The sequence below is a fragment of the Streptomyces sp. NPDC047880 genome (genome assembly GCF_040706515.1).
Lineage (GTDB): Bacteria > Actinomycetota > Actinomycetes > Streptomycetales > Streptomycetaceae > Streptomyces.
In genome coordinates, this window is sequence record NZ_JBEZOK010000009.1 from 71,159 (window position 1) to 87,582 (window position 16,424).

The window sequence follows — 16,424 nt, forward strand, 5'->3', positions numbered from 1 at the left end:
GTCAGTAGCGCGCCGCGGTCCCGAGGTACTGCTCGGCGAAGGCGGCGGCCGCGGCGGGCGAGGTGAACAGGCGGCGCATCCGGGCGAGCGCCGTGCCCGCACGGAACGGGTCGCCCGCCGCCGTACCGTGGTACACCTCGGACAGCCACTGCGAGAACTCCTGGTAGTCCCACACGCGTCGCAGACATGCCTCCGCGTAGCCGCCGAGGCCGCTGTCGTCACCGGTGGTCAGCCGGGCCACCAGGGCGTCCCCGAGCAGGAAGGCGTCGTGCAGGGCGAGATTCATGCCCTTCGCCGCGATGGGGGCGACCAGATGGGCCGCGTCTCCGGCGAGATGGAGCCGGCCGTGCACCATCGGCTCGACCACGTGGTCGTGCAGGTCGAGCACGCGCTTCTCGATCAGCCGCCCCTCGGTCAGCGGGGGCGCGCCGGCCGCCCCCAGCCGCTGCCGGAGCTCCGACCAGACGCGTTCGTGCGGCCAGTTGTCCGGGTCGTCGCCCGGCGGGCACTGGAGGTAGTAGCGGGTCACCTCCGGGCTGCGGGGCATCTGGCCGGCGAACCCGCGCGCGTGGCAGCCGAACAGTACGCAGTCGCAGGACGGCGGCGCCTCGGCGAGCAGGGCCAGCCAGCCGATCCCGTAGTCGTGCCGCGCGATCCGCACCCGCTCGGGAGGGAGCGCGGCCCGCGTCGCTCCGCGTGGACCGTCGCACCCGGCAATGAAGTCGCAGTGCACGAACCGGCGTTCACCCGTCTCGGAGCAGGTGTACGACACCGAGGGCCGGTCGCTGTCGATGTCGTGCAGCTCCACGTCCCGGACGCCGAAGCGGATCTCGCCGCCGCGGACTTCGGCGTACTCGCGCACCAGGTCCGTCACCAGCAACGGCTGCGGATAGACGAAGTGGTGACTGCCCGTCAGTTTTCCGTAGGGGAACCGGTAGCGCTCCCCGTCGAAGCGGAACTCGCACGCGGTGTGCAGTTCCGCGCGATCCAGGAGGTTCCGGGCGAGGCCCCGCTTCTCCAGGCCCCGCACGGCCCATTCCTCGACGACCCCGGCGCGGGGCCGCTGTTCGATGAACTCGCGGGTCTCCGTCTCCAGCACCAGGCAGTCCACGGACGCGGCCCGCAGGATGTTGCCGACGGTCAGACCGGCCGGACCGGCGCCCACGACGACGACCGGGAAACCATGCGGGGCGCCGGAGTCGAGGGACGGAGAGGCGTGGGGCATGCGCCCATTATGGAGGCCGGTCTCAGTGGACCCGGCACCTCCGTGACGGCCGCCTCCTCGATGCTCCGCTCGATCTCCCCGGACAGGGACGCCGAACGAACTCCGAGAGTTCAGTGAGCAAGCGGCCTCAGATCAGGAACGGGACGCCCGGCGGCAGAAGACGAGTCGGCCAGTCTTGACCGGACGCGGCACGCCTTGACCGGCTGCGGGTGTTTCCGGGGAAACGCTTCAGGATTCCTGTGCGCGGTGATGAGGCAGCCGTGGGATCTCGATGGCCGGGCAGCGGTCCATCACCATCTCCAGGCCCGCCGCACGGGTCCGGTCGTACGCCGCCTCGTCGATCACACCGAGCTGGAACCAGACGCCCTTCGCGCCCTTGGCGACCGCCTCGTCCGCGACGGCCCCGGCGAGGTCGCTGTTCACGAACACGTCCACGACGTCCACGTCGAAGGGGATGTCCGCCAAGCTTGCGTATCCCTTCTCCCCGTGCACCGTCTCCGCCTTCGGATGCACCGGCACGACGCGCTTGCCGAAGCGCTGGAGGACGGCGGCGACGCCGTACGCCGCGCGCTGCCGGTTCGACGACAGGCCCACCACGGCCCAGGTGTCGCCGAGCTCGGTGAGGATCCTGCGGACCGTTGCCTCGTCGCCGTACACCGGCGGCCTCCTTGGAAGTCGTGGACGAACTGCTCTCCCTTTCAACGGCGGCGGGCGCACGGTGATTCCCCGGACGGCCCCCGTGATAGCTTGCCGGGGCCAGTCGAACCCATGTACGTGGGTCAGGGAATCCGGTGCGAATCCGGAACTGACGCGCAGCGGTGAGGGGGACGGGCGGGGCCTCGGCCACTGGACTCCCTCGCGGACGTCCGGGAAGGCGCCCCGATCCGGCTGAACCCGAGTCCGAAGACCTGCTGGCGGCCCCCGCGGCCGCGCGCGGCGGGGGAGCACCGTACGACCGGGCTCCGCGATCGAGCCCTCGACGACTGAGGACTGGTTCTCGTGCCCCTCGCCCGACCCGCCCGTGCCGCCGCACTGCTCGCGGCCGGCTCCCTGCTCCTGACCGGCTGCGGCGGCGGCACGTCCACCGACGCGAAGGCCGCCGTCACGCTCACCGACTGCGGACACGAGGTCCGCGTCACCGCCCCGCCACGGCACGCCGTGTCCCTGAACCAGGGCACCACCGAGATCCTGCTCTCCCTGGGTCTGGCCGACCGCCTCGCGGGCACGGCCACCTGGACCGACCCCGTGATGAAGGGGCTGGAGAAGGCGAACGCGACGGTGCCGCGCATCGCCGACGACACCCCGTCCTTCGAACGCGTCCTGGACACCGAGCCCGACTTCGTCACCGCGTCCTTCGTCTCCACTCTCGGCAAGGGCGGCGTCGCCACCCGCGAGCAGTTCGAGAAGCTCGGCGTCCCCACCTACGTCTCGCCGTCCGACTGCGTCGGCAAGGACAATGCGGGCGGCGGTGACGGCGCACGCGACAAGGCCCTGGGCATCGACACCGTCTACGGCGAAGTGCACGACCTCGCGACCGTCTTCGGTGTGCGGGAGCGCGGCGACGAGCTCGTGGCCTCCCTCCGGCAGCGGATGAAGAGGGCGACGGCGGGCGTCGACGCCTCCGACATCACCCTCCTGTACTGGTTCGCGAACTCCGAGTCGCCCTACATGGCGGGCTGTTGCGGAGCGCCCGGCATCATCACCCGTGCCCTCGGCGCGAAGAACGTCTTCGACGACACCCACGAGGAGTGGCCGCAGGTCAACTGGGAGACGGTCGCCGACCGTGACCCCGACGTCCTCGTCATCGGCGACCTGACCCGCAAGTCCCAGACGGCCGAGTCGGCCGCGAAGAAGATCGCCTTCCTGGAGTCCAACCCGGTCACCAGGAACATGGACGCCGTCCGGCACAAGCGGTACGTGCTGCTGAGCGGGCAGGCCATGAACCCGACCATCCGCACCGTCGAGGGTGTGGAACAGGTGGCCGCCGGGCTGCGCCGGTTCGGACCGGTGAAGTGACCGCCCAGGGGCTTCCGGCCGCCGGGACCAGGCCCCGGCGCCGGGCGGGACTCGCGCTGGGCGCGGCCGGGACCGTCGCGCTCGTCGTCTCCCTCGCCGTGGCCATCACCATCGGCCCCGCCGACATCGGCGTCGCGGACGTGTGGTCCGTCGTGGCCGCCCATCTCGGCCTGGGCAGCTCGGAGCTGACACCGATCCGGGACGGCATCGTCTGGCAGCTGCGGCTGCCGCGCACCCTGCTCGCGGCCGTGTGCGGGGCCGGACTCGCCGTCTGCGGGGCGGTGATGCAGTCGCTGCTGCGCAACCCGCTGGCCGACCCCTTCGTGCTCGGGGTGTCCTCGGGCGCCTCCACCGGAGCGGTGCTCGTCGTCGTACTCGGCGTGGGCGGCGGTGCCCTCCCGGTGTCCGCCGGGGCGTTCCTGGGCGCCCTGCTGTCGTTCGCGCTGGTGCTGCTGCTCAGTCACACCCTCGGCGGCACCACCGACCGGGTCGTCCTCGCGGGCGTCGCCGCCATGCAGCTCTTCTCCGCGCTCACCTCCTTCATCGTGCTGACCTCCGCCGACGCCGAGACCACCCGCGGTGTGCTGTTCTGGCTGCTCGGCTCGCTCGGCGGCGCAGGCTGGACCGATGTCCGGCTGTGCCTGGCCGCGCTGGCGGTGGCGCTGGTGGTGTGTCTGCCGTACGCCCGTACTCTCGACGCCTTCGCCTTCGGGCAGGACGCCGCCGCCGCGCTCGGCGTGTCCGTCGCCCGCACCCGCCTGGTGCTGCTGTGCGTCACAGCCCTGCTCACGGCCGCGCTGGTCAGCTCGGCCGGGGCGATCGCCTTCGTCGGACTGGTCCTGCCGCACGCGGCCCGGGCCCTGACCGGTCCCGGGCACGGGCGGCTGCTGCCGGTCACCGCCCTCGCGGGAGCGGTCTTCCTGGTGTGGGTGGACACCCTGGCCCGTACCGTGCTCGACCCGCAGGAGGTTCCGGTGGGTGTCGTGACGTCGCTGATCGGGGTGCCGGCGTTCGTGGCGGTGCTGTACCGGACCAGGAGGGCGCGGTGAGCGGCGCTGAAGCACCGGCGGGGGCGGGACTGCGGGCCGACCGGCTCAGCCGCCGAGCCGACGGGCGTCTCATCCTGGACGGCGTCGCCCTCGCACCGGAGACCGGCTCCACGGTCGGCGTGCTCGGACCCAACGGCTCCGGCAAGTCCACGCTGCTGCGGTTGCTGGCCGGGCTGCTCACGCCGACCTCCGGCGTTGTCACCCTCGACGGCACACCGCTGGCCGAGCTGCCCCGCCGCACGGTCGCGCGCCGCCTCGCCGTCGTCGAGCAACAGTCGTACACCCAGGTCGAGTTGACGGTGGAGGACGTCGTACGGCTCGGCCGCGTCCCGCACCGCCGGGCCTGGACGCCCGTCTCGGCCGACGATGAACGGGCGGTGCGCGCAGCCCTGGAGCGCACGGGCCTCGCCGACCGGGCCGGCCGGCTCTGGCACACCCTCTCGGGCGGCGAACGCCAGCGGGTGCAGATCGCCCGCGCGCTCGCCCAGGAACCCCGTGAACTCCTCCTCGACGAACCCACCAACCACCTCGACATCCACCACCAGCTCGACCTGCTCGCCCTGATCACGGCCCTGCCGGTCACGGCCGTCGTCGCCCTGCACGACCTCAACCTCGCGGCGATGTACTGCGATCGGGTCCTGGTGCTGAGCGCGGGGCGGGTCGTGGCGGGAGGCACTCCGGACGACGTCCTCACCGCGGAGCTCATCGCCGAGGTGTACGGGGTGCGGGCCGCCGTCAGCCGGGAAGGGCCCGACGGGCGGCCCCATGTGCGGTACCTCGGCACGCTGGCCTGACAGAGCGTGCCGGGAAGGGCCGACGGGGGCGTCCCCCACGCGTGGTACCTCGGCATGCCGGCCTGCGGGAGCCGGCACCGACGGCACCCGAGACTGGTCCGATCGCGCCACAGTGGCCGGAAAAGGCCGGGTCTGCCTGCGCGGGCCCGCCCACCCGCCTACGCTCGCCTCGTGCTGCGCATCATCGACGCCCGAACCCGTGAGCCGGTCGACGCCGCTCCGGCCCGCCGGGGCCTGACCCGCGTCCAGGTGCACGCGTCGGACTCCGACACGACGAACTTGCGCGTGCTGCTCGTCGGGGACCTGCTCGTGCGGACCCTGGAACTCGGCGGCACACCGGTGTGGGCCCTGCTGACCGGCGGCAACCGGCAGGCGGAGCTGCGCGCGGGCGCCACGACGCTCGGCATCCGCCCCTTCGAGGACAGCCCGGACGTCGGTGCCGGCCTGGGCGAGTCCCAGGTGGTCCACGTCGCCGCCGAGGGTGGGGCGGCACCCGACGGGGTGCGGATCGCCGTCGCGCCCGTCGAGCCGGGCCCGCCGGACCCCTCCGACCCCGCCGTCCTGCGCCTCGCCCTGCTCACCCGGCACCACAGCGCCCCCCTCCGGCTGGAGACGGCCGGACTCGACGACGCCCGCGCCACCCTCGCCCGCTGGCGCACCGCGGTGGCCCGCTGGGCGCGCCGGCCCTCGCGGCCGGTTCCCGACGCCGTACGGGAGCGGCTGCGCGAGGCCTGGGAGGACGACCTGGACGTGCCCCGGGTGCTGGACGTCCTGCGTCAGGTCGAGACCGAGCCGGGCCTCGCGGACGGCGCCCGTTTCGAGACCTACTCCTACGCCGACCGGCTCCTGGCCCTCGACCTCACCCGCGACCTGGGATCCCCGTCATGATCGAACGCGCCGGAGCCGGCCCGCTGCGCCGCCTGGTCCTGCTGCGGCACGCCAAGTCCGCCTGGCCCCTGGACGTCGCCGACCACGAGCGCCCCCTCACCCCACGCGGCCGACGGGACGCCCCCGCGGCGGGGCGGGCCCTGGCCGACGCCGACCTCCTGCCGGACCTCGCCCTGTGCTCCACCGCGGTCCGCGCCCGCCTGACCTGGGACCTGGTGGCGGCGCAGTGGGGCACACCCCCTCCGGTCCGGCACGACCGGCGGCTGTACGCCGCCGGGCCGCCGGGTCTGCTGGCCGTCGTGCACGAGGTACCGGCCGAAGTGGAGACGCTGCTGCTGATCGGGCACAACCCGGGCCTGGAGGAACTCGTCCTGGCCCTCGCCGGGGACGGCCTCGACGACACCCTGGAGCAGGTCCGCACCAAATTCCCCACCTCCGCGATCGCCGTACTGTCCTGGCGCGGCACGACCTGGCGGGCCCTCGCCCCCGGCGCCGCACTGCTCACGTCCGTGACCGTGCCCCGGGGTCCGAAGCACTAGGTCGTGTCCGCACAGTCCCGTCGTCCGCCCGGAGGGCGGGCCGCGCGGCGTCTGGTGCGTGCTCTCGGCGTGCCGGGCGGAGACCCGTACGGGACGGACTGCGGATGCGACCTGGCCCGGGCCCTGGGTTCCGGGCGCCGGCATTGCGGCCTTTCTGGTGATGTGTGCCCGGTCCGCGCTGCGACCGTGTCCCGCGGCGGGTATGGCGTCTGCGTCGAACGGCCTTGCCGATCCAGGAGGAGAGCAGCCATGCACGCAGTGATCCGGCGGTACGAAGGGGTGACCGACCCGGCTGAGGCGGGACGCCGGGTGAACGAGGAATTCCTGCCGATCGTCCGCCAGGTCCCGGGTTTCGTGGCTTACTACTGGGTCGACGCCGGCGGCGGGACGATGGTGTCGACCGGTGTCTTCCAGGACAGCTCCGGCGCCGAGGAGTCGACCCGGAGGGCCGGGGACTTCGTCCGGGACCGGCTCGCCGAACTGCTTCCGAACCCGCCCCAGGTCACGGCCGGTGAAGTCGTGGCCCACTCGTAGCGCAGGCCGCCGCGGCTCCGGCCGGGCGCCCCGTCGGGACGCTTCCAGCCGCGGGATTAGGCTGGCCGGATGCAGGACGAATACCGCACGGTGGCCGCCGCCGGCGTGCACGAGACCGAGGTCAGCCGCTCCCGCTTCCTGTGCGCCCTGGCCCCGGCGGCCACCGAGCAGGAGGCGCAGGACTTCATCACCGCGGTCCGCAAGGAGCACGCCGACGCCTCGCACAACTGCTGGGCCTATGTCATCGGCGCCGACGCCTCCGTCCAGAAGGCGAGCGACGACGGCGAACCCGGCGGCACCGCCGGCGTCCCCATGCTGCAGATGCTGCTGCGCCGCGACATGCGGTACGTCGTCGCCGTCGTCACCCGCTACTTCGGCGGGGTCAAACTCGGCGCGGGCGGGCTCATCCGGGCGTACGGCGGAGCGGTCGGCGAAGCCCTGGACACCCTCGGCACCCGCACCCGGCGCAGGTTCCGGCTGGCCACGGTCACCGTCGACCACCAGCGGGCCGGCAAACTGGAGAACGACCTGCGCGCCACCGGGCGCGAAGTCCGGGACGTGCACTACGGCGAGTCGGTGACGATCGAGATCGCCCTCCCGGACGCCGATGTCGACGCCTTCCGCTCCTGGCTCGCGGACGTGACCGCCGGGACGGCCGGTCTCGAAACGGGCGGGGAGGCGTACGGGGACGTGTGAGGGCGGCTCGGCCTCCCCGCCCCCGGTTGCCCCAGTCCCCGCATGCTCGCGTCCCCGGGTGCCCCGCTCCCGGGTTTCGGCGTGCTCTCGCGCTCCTGGGCTTGTGATGCGGCCCGCTCTGACGGCATCGCTCCGGAATGACCTGTTTCACAACCCAGTTGTGGACAAATCCCCTGAATATCCGCCGGACAGGGGTGACAGTCCGGGGTTCGTGGTGGACCAGGTGCCCGCACGGGTTAGCGTGGTGGGGCTGACGGCGGGCCGGACCGGCTCGTGTCGCCGACGAACGGACAGTAGGGGGAGACATGCAGGTCGGAGCGGCGTCTTGAGGTTGCTGCACACCTCCGACTGGCATCTCGGCCGGGCCTTCCACCGGGTCAACATGCTCGGCGCCCAGGCCGAGTTCATCGCCCACCTCGTCACGACCGTGCGGGAGCGTGCCGTGGACGCCGTGGTCGTGTCGGGGGACGTGTACGACCGCGCGGTGCCGCCGCTCGCCGCGGTCGAGCTGTTCGACGATGCCCTGCACCGCCTCGCCGGCCTCGGCGTGCCGACGGTGATGATCTCCGGGAACCACGACTCGGCCCGCCGGCTGGGCGTCGGAGCAGGTCTCATCGGGCGGGCCGGCATCCACCTCCGGACGGAACCCGCGGCAGCCGGCACTCCGGTCATGCTCGCCGACGCCCACGGCGACGTCGCCTTCTACGGACTGCCCTACCTCGAACCTGCCCTGGTCAAGGGCGAGTTCGGGGTGGAGAAGGCCGCGCACGAGACCGTGCTCGCCGCAGCCATGGACCGGGTCCGCGCCGACCTCGCCGCCCGCCCGCCCGGCACCCGCTCCGTCGTCCTCGCACACGCCTTCGTCACCGGCGGGGAACCCAGCGACAGCGAGCGGGACATCACCGTCGGTGGCGTCGCCGCGGTGCCGGCCGGGGTGTTCGACGGCGTCGACTACGTGGCGCTCGGCCACCTGCACGGCTGCCAGACCCTCACCGACCGCGTCCGCTACTCCGGCTCCCCGCTGCCCTACTCCTTCTCGGAAGCCGCCCACCGCAAGAGCATGTGGCTGGTCGACCTGGCCGCGGACGGCTCCGTCGACGCCGAGCGCGTCGACTGCCCGGTGCCCCGCACCCTGGTCCGGATCCGCGGCACGCTGGAGGACCTGCTCGCCGACCCCGCCCTGGCGCGGCACGAGGAGGCGTGGGTCGAGGCGACTCTCACCGACCCCGTCCGCCCGGCCGATCCGATGGCCCGGCTCGCCGAACGCTTCCCGCACACGCTCAGCCTCGTCTTCGACCCCGACCGCGACGAGGACGAGTCCGAGGTGTCGTACGCCCGGCGTCTCGCCGGCCGCAGCGACCAGCAGATCGCCGAGGACTTCGTCGCCCATGTGCGCGGCACCGGGCCCGACCCGCACGAACAGGGCGTGCTGCGGGACGCGTTCGACGCGGTACGGGCCGACGAGACCGTACGGGAGGTGGCCCGGTGAGGCTCCACCGGCTCGCGGTCACCGCCTTCGGCCCCTTCGGAGGCACACAGACCGTCGACTTCGACGAGCTGTCGGGCGCCGGGCTGTTCCTGCTGCACGGACCCACCGGCGCGGGCAAGACCTCCGTCCTGGACGCCGTCTGCTACGCCCTCTACGGCTCGGTGCCGGGCGCCCGGCAGGGCGGCGGCCAGGGCACGGCGCTGCGCAGCGACCACGCCGCACCCATGACCCGCACCGAGGTCACCCTCGACCTCACCGTCGCCGGGCGCCGCCTGGAGGTCACCCGCCAGCCGCCCTGGGAGCGCCCCAAGAAACGCGGCACCGGCACGACCCTGGACAAGGCCCAGACCTGGCTGCGCGAGTACGACGCGACAGCCGGGGCCTGGAAGGACCTGAGCCGCTCCCACCAGGAGATCGGCGAGGAGATCACCCAGCTGCTCGGCATGAGCCGGGAACAGTTCTGCCAGGTCGTGCTGCTGCCGCAGGGCGACTTCGCCCGGTTCCTGCGCGCCGACGCCGAGGCCCGCGGCAAACTGCTCGGCCGCCTGTTCGACACCCGCCGCTTCGCCGACGTGGAGAAGCGCCTCGCCGAACGGCGCCGCACCACCGAGGCCCGGGTGCGCGACGGGGACGCGGAACTGCTGGCCGACGCCCACCGCATGCAGCAGGCCGCGGACGACGCCATGGCACTGCCCGAACTCGCCCCGGGCGAACCGGGCCTCGCCGAGGCCGTACTGAGCGCCGCCGCCGTGGCCCGCAGCACCGCCCGCGAACAGCTCACCGTCACCGCGTGCACGCTCACCGCCGCCGAGGCGGCGCACTCCGCCGCCGGCCGCGTCCTGGACGAGGTCCGCGAACGGGCCCGTCTCCAGCTGCGCCACGCGGAGGCCCGGGAACGGGCGGCGGACCTGGAACAGGGAGCCGAGGCCTACCGGGAGGCCCAGACGCTCATGGAGCGGGCCCGCAAGGCCGAAACCGTCGCGCCCGCCCTCGACCTGCGGGAAGCCGCCGAAGCCGAACACCGCCGGGCAGCCGCCGCCGAGGCACGGGCGCGTGCCCTGCTGCCGGAGACCTTCGCCGACGCGGGCGCGGCCGGGCTCGCCGCCGCCGCCCGCAGGGCCGCCGAGGAACTGGGCGGGCTGGACTCGGCCCGCCGTGCCGAGCGGCGGCTCGCCGAACTCCTCGACGAGCGCGCCGACCTGGACCGCCAGGACCGCGCGGACACCGACCTGCTGCAGGACGCGGAGGGCTGGCTCGACGGCTGGGAGGAGCGGCGTACCGCGCTCCAGGCCGGTGTCGAGTCCGCGCAGCGGGCCGCCGCCCTCGCCGAACAGCTCGCCGTGCGGCGCGAGCCCGCGCAGCAGCGGCTGCGGGCGGCCCGCATGCGTGACCAGCTCGCCCAGGACACGGACCGGGCCGTCGACCGGGTGCGCACCGCCCGGGACGAGACCCTGCGGGCCAAGCAGCACTGGCTCGAACTCAAGGAGCAGCGCCTGCACGGCATCGCCGCCGAACTGGCCGCTCACCTCGCAGACGGCGAGCCCTGCGCCGTCTGCGGGGCCACCGAACACCCCGCCCCCGCCCGCAAGGTCGCCGGGCACGTCGACCGCGAGGCGGAGGAGCAGGCACTCACCGCCTACCAGCGCGCCGACGAACAGCGCGCCGGCGCCGAGCGGGAACTCGGGGCCGCCCGGGAGGCACTGGCCGCAGCCACCGCGGAGGCCGGTGACGCCCCCACCGGCCAACTCGTCGAGGAAGCCGAGGAGCTGGAGGAGCGGTACGCGCGGGCCCGCAGCGCCGCCGCCGAACTCCACGCCGCGCAGGAGCGGCTGCGGCAGGCCGGGCAGGAGCACGAACGACGCCTCGCCGCCCGGCAGGAGACGGCCGTGCGGACCGCCTCCCGGGTCGGTCACCGGGAGCGGCTGGACCGCGAACGGGCCGCGCTGGAGAAGGAGCTGGACCGGGCGCGGGGTTCCCTGGACAGCGTCGCCGCGCGGGCCGCACAGCTGGAGCGGCGCACCGCGCTGCTGACGGACGCCGCCGACACCGCCCGCGCCGCCGAGGACACCGCCCAGCGGCTGAAGGACGCCGACGCCCGGCTCGCCGACGCCGCCTTCCGGGCCGGCTTCGAGACGCCGCAGGCCGCGGCAGCCGCCCTCCTCGACCGTGCCGCCCACCGCGAGCTGCAGCGCCGCCTGGACGCCTGGCAGCACGAGGAGGCCGCCGTACGGGCCGTGCTCGCGGAGGCCGACACGGCCGCGGCCGCCCGCGAACCGCAGGCCGACCCGGACGCGGCGCAGCAGGCCGCCGACGAGGCGGCCCGGCGGCTGCGCGACGCCGCCTCCGCCCATGACGCCGCGCAGCGGCGCTGCGCCGACCTCGACCGGCTCTCCGCCCGGGCGGCCGCCTCCGTACGCCGGCTGGCGCCGCTGCGCCAGGAGTACGACCGCGTCGCCCGGATGGCCGGCCTCGCCGCCGGGACCTCGGCGGACAACGAACGCCGGATGCGCCTGGAGTCGTACGTCCTGGCGGCCCGGCTGGAGCAGGTCGCCGCCGCCGCGACCGTACGGCTGCGCCGGATGTCGTCCGGCCGCTACACCCTCGTCCACTCCGACGACCGCACCGGGCGCGGCCGCAGCGGGCTCGGACTGCACGTCGTCGACGCCTGGACCGGCCGTGAACGCGACACGGCGACGCTGTCGGGCGGCGAGACGTTCTTCGCCTCGCTCGCCCTGGCGCTCGGCCTCGCGGACGTCGTCACGGACGAGGCGGGCGGGGTGCGGCTGGACACCCTCTTCATCGACGAGGGCTTCGGCAGCCTCGACGACCAGACCCTGGACGAGGTCCTCGACGTCCTCGACTCGCTGCGTGAACGCGACCGCAGCGTCGGCATCGTCAGCCATGTCGCCGATCTGCGGCGCCGGGTCCACGCCCAGCTCGAAGTGGTCAAGGGCCGCTCCGGGTCGACACTGCGGCAGCGCGGCGCCGGCTGAGGTCAGCGGCCCAGGGGGCGCCGGGGGAGGGGCGAGGAGTACACCACGCTCGTGGTCACCGAGCCGAGCGCCCCGATCTTGCCCGACACCTCCTCCAGATGGCGCATCGAGCGGGCCGTGACCTTGATGACGAAACAGTCGTCGCCCGTGACGTGGTGCGCCTCCAAGATCTCGGGCGTCACCGAGACGAGGTCGTGGAAGGGCTTGTAGTTGCCGTTCGGGTAGCGCAGGCGCACGAACGCCAGGATCGGCAGGCCCAGCCGCTCCGGGTCGACCACCGCCGCGTAGCCCTGGATGACCCCGGCCTCCTCCAGGCGGCGCACCCGCTCGGTGACCGCGCTCGCGGACATGGACACGGCACGGGCCAGCTCGGCGAAACTGGCCCGGCCCTCCCGCTGGAGGACCTCGAGGATGCGCCAATCGATGGCGTCCGGGGAATACGCGGTCATTCCCGAGGGATAGCAGGGGGAATCCCCGGCGGATCAAGCGGACCGCCGGGGATCGTCACTTCTGGGGCGGGCAGGGCGGCCGTAGTTTTCTCGGCATGACCACCACCGTGAACCCCGTGCTGCGCGTCGCCCCCGCCGCTCCTGCCGCGGCCGCCGCCCACTTCCGCGCCGCTCTCGCCTTCCACACCGACGTGTCCGACGTCGCCGCCGCTCTCGACGCAGGCGGTGACCCCGGCTTCGTCCTCGTCGACTCACGCTCCACCGAGGCCTGGGACCAGGGCCACGTCCCGGGCGCGCTCCACCTGCCGACCGCGCTCGTCCCCGAGCAGGCCGGACAGCTCCTCGACCGGACGGTGCCGGTCGTGACGTACTGCTGGGGCCCCGGCTGCAACGGCGCCGCCCGCTCGGCCCTCGCCCTCGCCGAACTCGGCTACCAGGTCAAGGAGATGCTCGGCGGCTTCGAGTACTGGGTGCGCGAGGGCCTGGAGTTCGAGACCTGGCAGGGGCGCGGGCGCAGGGCGCCGGACCCCCTGACGGCCCCCGTGGGCGCCGACGACTGCGGCTGCTGAACCCCTGCTCATGTGACGCGAGTTGACCCTGTAGGTTCTTGCGCCATGGTGCGATACGCGGAGCCGGGCGCGGTGCAGTGGGTGGAGTCGGGCGGCGGGCCGCTGATAGCGGTACCGGAGACCGTCCTGCCGTTCTGGGCGGGCGCCGACGGCGAGGAGACGGCCTCGGACTACGACCGGGCCTGTGAGGTGGACGGCCACGTCGGCCTCCTCCCGGTCGGCGACTCCACCGCGCTGGTCCTGGGGGACGAACCCGCCGCGACCGCGTACCTGCCCGGCCACGGCGTGTTCGTGCGGTGGCGGGCCGGCGACTCCGAGGAGGAACTGCTGGCGAGCGTGGAGCCGGCCGTCGACGCCGCGCACTGGGAGCCGGAAGTGTACTGGGACGTCCCGGGCGCGGTCCTGCTCTTCGACGCCGCCTGGCCCGGCACGGATCCCTCCGGGTCCGACCATGCGCGGGTCCCGCTGGAGCCGGGCAGGTACGCGGTCCGAGCGGCAACGGCCCAGCCGGGTCCGGAGACCTGGCTCGGCCTGGTCCGGCTCCGGTTGCTCACACCGAGGTAGTGCGGCACGCCCCGGCCGGCCGGGGAAAACCGCGTGCGCGGACCGGCCGTTTCCGATCACGCTGAACCCATGCCCCGCCTTCCCCACCCCGCCCCCGAGGAACTGCGCCGCGACCCCATGCCGCTGCGCGGCCGAACCGCGCTCGTCACCGGCGCCAGCCGCCGCGGCGGCATCGGGCACGCCGTGGCCCGCCGCCTGGCCGCGTACGGCGCGAGCGTCTATCTGCACCACCACGTCCCGCACGACACCGAACAGCCCTGGGGCGCGGACCGCCCCGAGGACGTCCTCGCTTCCGTCCGCGACGCGGCCGGCGACCCCGGGGCCCGGATCGTCGCGGGCCCGGGCGACCTGGCCGACCCGGCCGTACCCGCGGAACTCGTCGGCAGGGCAGCCGACGCGCTCGGCGGTCGGCTCGACATCCTCGTCGCCAACCACGCGCAGAGCGGGTGCGACGGCTCGCTGGACGAGATCGACGCGGCGATGCTCGACCGGCACTGGTCGGTCGACACCCGCGCGGTCCTGCTGCTCGTCCAGGCACACGCCCGGTCGAGGCCGCCCGGCCCCGGAGGCCGCGTGATGATGATGACCTCGGGGCAGGACATCGCGGGCGGTATGCCGGGCGAGATCGCCTACGCCCTCCAGAAGGGCGCCCTCGCCTCGATCACCCGCTCCCTGTCGACGACGCTCGCCGAGCGGGGCATCACGGTCAACACCGTCAACCCGGGCCCCGTGGACACGGATTACCTGACCGGCGAGGTCTACGACGCCGTCGCCGCCCGCTTCCCCACGGGCCGGTGGGGCATGCCCGACGACCCGGCCCGTCTCATCGCCTGGCTCGCGACCGACGAGGCGGGCTGGATCACCGGCGAGGTCATCAACTCCGAGGGCGGATTCCGCCGCTGATCACAGGGCCGACAACTCGTCCACCAGGTCGTCCAGACCGAGTGAGCCCTGCGACAGCGCCGCCATGTGCCAGGCCTTCGGGTCGAAGGCGTCGCCATGGCGGGCGCGGGCGTTCTCGCGGCCCAGCAGCCACGCCCGCTCGCCGAGCTTGTAACCGATGGCCTGGCCCGGCATGGACAGGTAGCGGGTCAGCTCGCTCTCCACGAAGTCGGCCGGCCGGCTGCTGTGCGAGCCGAAGAACTCCTGCGCCAGCTCGGCCGTCCAGCGCTCGCCGGGGTGGAAGGGCGAGTCGTCCGGGATCGTCAGCTCCAGGTGCATGCCGATGTCGATGATGACGCGCACGGCCCGCATCATCTGCGCGTCCAGGTAGCCGAGCCGGCGCTCCGGGTCGGTCAGGAAGCCCAGTTCGTCCATCAGGCGCTCCGCGTACAGCGCCCAGCCCTCGGCGTTGGCGCTCACCATGCCGACGCTCGCCTGGTAGCGGGAGAGGTCCTGCGCCACGTGCTTCCACTGGGCCAGCTGGAGGTGATGGCCGGGCACGCCCTCGTGGTACCAGGTCGACACCAGGTCGTAGACCGGGAAGCGCGTCTCGCCCATGGTGGGCAGCCAGGTGCAGCCCGGGCGCGAGAAGTCGTCCGAGGGGGGCGTGTAGTAGGGGGCAGCGGCACTGCCCGGAGGGGCGATGCGCGACTCCACCCGGCGCACCCGTTCGGCCAGGTCGAAGTGGGTGCCGTCGAGCGCGTCCATCGCCTCGTCCATGAGGCTCTGCAGCCAGTCGCGGACCTCGTCGACGCCCTCGATGTGCGTGCCCTGCGCATCGAGGTGGGCCAGCGCCTCCCACGGTGTGCCGGCGCCCGGCAGGATCTTCTCGGCCTCGGTCTTCATCTCGCCGAGGAGGCGGTGGTACTCGGACCAGCCGTAGGCGTACGCCTCGTCCAGGTCGAGGTCCGTGCCGTTGAAGTAGCGCACCCAGCGGGCGTACCGCTCCCGGCCCACCACGTCCGGCGCGCCCTCGACGGTCGGCGCGTACACGTCCCGCATCCAGTCGCGCAGCCGGACCACGGCCTCGGTGGCCGAGCGGGCGGCGGTGTCCAGCTCGGACCGCAGGGAGTCGGGGCCGGCGGCCGCGTACTGCTCGAACCAGCCGTGGCCCTCCCCGTCCGCGTCGGCCCACTCGCCCAGCTGCTGCACGAACGTGGCCGTGGCGCGGGGCCCGCCGTACAACTTGCGCTCCAGGCCGAGCGCCAGGGACTCCCGGTAGCCCTCCAGCGCCGCCGGGACCGCGCGCAGTCGCTCGGCGATCGCCGTCCAGTCCTGCTCCGTCTGCGCCGGCGTCACGGTGAACACCTGCCGCACCGCGTGCGCGACGGAGCTCAGGTTGCTGACGGACCGCAGGCTCTCGTCGGCCTCGTGCACCGCGAGTTCGGCACCGAGCCGCTCGCGCAGCAGTCGCGCGCACCGGCGCTCGATGTCGCTGTCCGCGCCGGGCAGCCGCTCGGCCTCGTCCAGCCGGGCCAGCGTCCGGCGCGCCAGCTCGGCGAGTGCCTCCTGCCCCGCGGGCGAGGTGTCGGGCAACTTGCTCGAACTCTCCGTGTCGCCGAGGTACGTGCCGGTGATCGGGTCGAGGGCGACGAGCTCGTCGACGTACGCGTCGGCGACCTCACGGGGCAGCGGGCTCTTGATCTCAGACATGCGGCCATCCTCGTACGGCGGACC

At 73.9% G+C, this 16,424-nt stretch carries 16 protein-coding genes and 1 riboswitch; of the genes, 12 read left to right on the forward strand and 4 right to left on the reverse strand.

What is annotated here, in order from left to right; translation table 11 throughout:
- Position 1 precedes the first annotated feature (1 nt).
- Positions 2–1,225 carry a 4-hydroxybenzoate 3-monooxygenase gene (locus tag AB0937_RS16210; protein WP_366712291.1) on the reverse strand — a complete coding sequence of 408 codons (1,224 nt, stop codon included), beginning with the start codon at positions 1,223–1,225 and terminating at the stop codon, positions 2–4.
- 228 nt (positions 1,226–1,453) lie between these two features.
- Positions 1,454–1,882 (reverse strand): CoA-binding protein, encoded by a 429-nt coding sequence (locus tag AB0937_RS16215; RefSeq protein ID WP_366712293.1) that lies wholly within the window; start codon positions 1,880–1,882, stop codon positions 1,454–1,456.
- A gap of 83 nt (positions 1,883–1,965) precedes the next feature.
- A riboswitch (cobalamin riboswitch) is annotated at positions 1,966–2,156 on the forward strand.
- A gap of 68 nt (positions 2,157–2,224) precedes the next feature.
- On the opposite strand from AB0937_RS16215, the gene AB0937_RS16220 reads away from it, so the two are divergent.
- From AB0937_RS16220 to AB0937_RS16260, 9 genes are all read left to right on the forward strand, one after another.
- A complete protein-coding gene (locus AB0937_RS16220; RefSeq protein WP_366712294.1) occupies positions 2,225–3,241 on the forward strand; it encodes an ABC transporter substrate-binding protein in 1,017 nt (338 codons plus the stop codon).
- A 56-nt stretch (positions 3,242–3,297) separates the two neighbouring features.
- Positions 3,298–4,290 carry an iron chelate uptake ABC transporter family permease subunit gene (locus tag AB0937_RS16225; protein WP_366712542.1) on the forward strand — a complete coding sequence of 331 codons (993 nt, stop codon included), beginning with the start codon at positions 3,298–3,300 and terminating at the stop codon, positions 4,288–4,290.
- Positions 4,287–5,084, forward strand: coding sequence for an ABC transporter ATP-binding protein (locus AB0937_RS16230; RefSeq protein ID WP_366712296.1), 798 nt, complete (start codon positions 4,287–4,289; stop codon positions 5,082–5,084). The genes AB0937_RS16225 and AB0937_RS16230 overlap by 4 nt, the downstream gene beginning before the upstream one ends.
- A 171-nt stretch (positions 5,085–5,255) precedes the next feature.
- The gene (locus tag AB0937_RS16235) at positions 5,256–5,972 is read left to right on the forward strand and encodes a hypothetical protein (protein WP_366712298.1); all 717 of its coding nucleotides are present in this window, start codon (positions 5,256–5,258) and stop codon (positions 5,970–5,972) included.
- The gene (locus AB0937_RS16240; protein WP_366712299.1) at positions 5,969–6,511 is read left to right on the forward strand and encodes a histidine phosphatase family protein; all 543 of its coding nucleotides are present in this window, start codon (positions 5,969–5,971) and stop codon (positions 6,509–6,511) included. Before AB0937_RS16235 ends, AB0937_RS16240 begins: the two co-directional genes overlap by 4 nt.
- Before the next feature lie 249 nt (positions 6,512–6,760).
- The gene (locus tag AB0937_RS16245) at positions 6,761–7,045 is read left to right on the forward strand and encodes a hypothetical protein (protein ID WP_366712300.1); all 285 of its coding nucleotides are present in this window, start codon (positions 6,761–6,763) and stop codon (positions 7,043–7,045) included.
- Positions 7,046–7,114: 69 nt separating this feature from the next.
- Complete coding sequence (locus AB0937_RS16250; protein ID WP_366712301.1) at positions 7,115–7,741, forward strand: YigZ family protein; 627 nt, start codon at positions 7,115–7,117, stop codon at positions 7,739–7,741.
- A 325-nt stretch (positions 7,742–8,066) separates the two neighbouring features.
- Positions 8,067–9,230, forward strand: coding sequence for an exonuclease SbcCD subunit D (locus AB0937_RS16255; protein WP_366712303.1), 1,164 nt, complete (start codon positions 8,067–8,069; stop codon positions 9,228–9,230).
- Entirely contained in the window at positions 9,227–12,223 is a 2,997-nt protein-coding gene (locus AB0937_RS16260; protein WP_366712304.1) for an SMC family ATPase, read from the forward strand. Before AB0937_RS16255 ends, AB0937_RS16260 begins: the two co-directional genes overlap by 4 nt.
- A gap of 2 nt (positions 12,224–12,225) precedes the next feature.
- On the opposite strand, the gene AB0937_RS16265 is transcribed toward AB0937_RS16260, so the two are convergent.
- Entirely contained in the window at positions 12,226–12,672 is a 447-nt protein-coding gene (locus AB0937_RS16265; RefSeq protein WP_366712306.1) for an Lrp/AsnC family transcriptional regulator, read from the reverse strand.
- Between the two features lie 95 nt (positions 12,673–12,767).
- On the opposite strand from AB0937_RS16265, the gene AB0937_RS16270 reads away from it, so the two are divergent.
- The 3 genes from AB0937_RS16270 (at position 12,768) to AB0937_RS16280 (ending at position 14,708) form a co-directional block, all read left to right on the forward strand.
- Positions 12,768–13,241: a rhodanese-like domain-containing protein gene (locus tag AB0937_RS16270; protein ID WP_366712307.1), complete on the forward strand. Its 474-nt coding sequence runs from the start codon at positions 12,768–12,770 to the stop codon at positions 13,239–13,241.
- Positions 13,242–13,286: 45 nt separating this feature from the next.
- Positions 13,287–13,805: an immunity 21 family protein gene (locus tag AB0937_RS16275; protein WP_366712308.1), complete on the forward strand. Its 519-nt coding sequence runs from the start codon at positions 13,287–13,289 to the stop codon at positions 13,803–13,805.
- A 69-nt stretch (positions 13,806–13,874) separates the two neighbouring features.
- A complete protein-coding gene (locus AB0937_RS16280) occupies positions 13,875–14,708 on the forward strand; it encodes an SDR family oxidoreductase (RefSeq protein ID WP_366712309.1) in 834 nt (277 codons plus the stop codon).
- Here the strand turns inward: AB0937_RS16280 and AB0937_RS16285 are convergent, their stop codons facing one another.
- Positions 14,709–16,400 carry a DUF885 domain-containing protein gene (locus AB0937_RS16285; RefSeq protein ID WP_366712311.1) on the reverse strand — a complete coding sequence of 564 codons (1,692 nt, stop codon included), beginning with the start codon at positions 16,398–16,400 and terminating at the stop codon, positions 14,709–14,711.
- Positions 16,401–16,424 lie beyond the last annotated feature (24 nt).